Raw genomic sequence first — 1,478 nt, forward strand, 5'->3', positions numbered from 1 at the left:
CCCCTTTGAAGCTCGCCTCCCGATAAAACACGGAGACCTAATTCCGTCGCCTTGTAAACAGGTTTAGCCGCCAAATCATTCAAGGCAATTGCGGTTTCCCCAACATTCTTGCCCTTCGCTTTAAAACAAATTGATATCCCATTCTTATACTCTAAAAATTGCGATTGGCTTTGAAGTCTTATCAACGTCGTCTGGTGTTCAGCATCAACCGTAAAAGTGCTTTCAATCACACCACTCGTATCCGATAAATACTCACGCACACGTTGCATCATCACACGAGCACTATTATTCAGACTACTAGGACGTTGTCCTTTTGACCAATCAATCAAATCATCACAATAGGCATTCAAGGAGGCATTTAAAGACCAATCATAGATCGTCGACATCTTACACCTCATGTCTTAATCGCAAACAGAACACTCACATTAACTGGACGCGTCTCGCCTTCACCAGTGCTCTCCAAAACAACCTCTTGGTTCTCATCAAGAGTATGAGAACTTACAATGTAGCCCCCTAAATTCTCACGCTCTATGCCCATAAAATTCGCTAGAGAACTCCCCCCAAACAAGCCTAGACGATAGCCCAACACATCCGTCGTATTCCCATCCCAAAAGTTTTCGTTGCTGGTAAAATGAGACATCGAAAGGCTCTGTCCTTGATGTTGATGCGACTCGATTAAATCTGTTTGCACACTTGCAAAAGAACGCCCCTCATCAATATTGCGCCCTCCATCAAGCCCCCGTAAAAACATCCCTCGAAAATCGGGAACATTAAATGTCGTGGCGCCATCACCCTCTCCCCAAACCGTTCCTATCGTCTCAAATAAATCACCATAATCACGACGCAAATAAGCCTTCCCATCGCAAATTAACCAATCCTTTGGAATCCCGCGCATTCCAAACGTTCCTATAAAACCCGTGGGATAAAGACTGCTTTCTTCTTCTTCTAAAGGGAGTGGGGTAGGATTAACAAGATGCCAATGATCTCCATTATAAAACAATGTATAAATGCACCCTTGTTGGATTTCCCCCCCTGATAAAAGCGATAAACCCGTTTCCGTTGCTTTATAAACCGGCTTGCCATCTAAAGCATTTAAGACAATCGTGGTCGCTCCAACATTCTTACCCATAGCCATAAAGCGCAAAACGATACCATTCTTATACTCTAAAAACTGTGAAGTGCTTGCAAGTCTTATCACACTCGTTTGTTGGACAGGATCATTTGTAACAATGCCTTCAAGCTCTCCACCCGTGTCTGACAAGTATTCCTTTACGCGCTGCATCATCACACGGGCGCTTGTGTTCACACTGCTAGGTTGCTGTCCTTCGGACCAATCAATCAAATTATCCACGCGCGTATTATCCGACGCTCTAAGCGACCAATCATAAATCGTTGACATTTCTCGTGAATCCTAGCTTCGGTAAAATGGTCCGTAAAATGCCCGCATGAATTGCGTCATCAAAGGATTATCATCATCA

The 1,478-nt window shown here is 44.0% G+C and carries 1 protein-coding gene and 1 pseudogene; both read right to left on the reverse strand.

Translation table 11 applies throughout. From position 1 onward, the window contains the following. Positions 1-386: pseudogene (locus tag ACFIL7_RS02045) on the reverse strand (phage tail protein); the annotation flags it as partial. 8 nt (positions 387-394) lie between these two features. After that, the gene (locus ACFIL7_RS02050; protein ID WP_375683288.1) at positions 395-1,399 is read right to left on the reverse strand and encodes a phage tail protein; all 1,005 of its coding nucleotides are present in this window, start codon (positions 1,397-1,399) and stop codon (positions 395-397) included. Positions 1,400-1,478 lie beyond the last annotated feature (79 nt).

Origin of the sequence: Bartonella sp. AP3QHHD (assembly GCF_042195765.1) — a bacterium.
In the GTDB taxonomy this organism is placed as follows: Bacteria; Pseudomonadota; Alphaproteobacteria; order Rhizobiales; family Rhizobiaceae; genus Bartonella.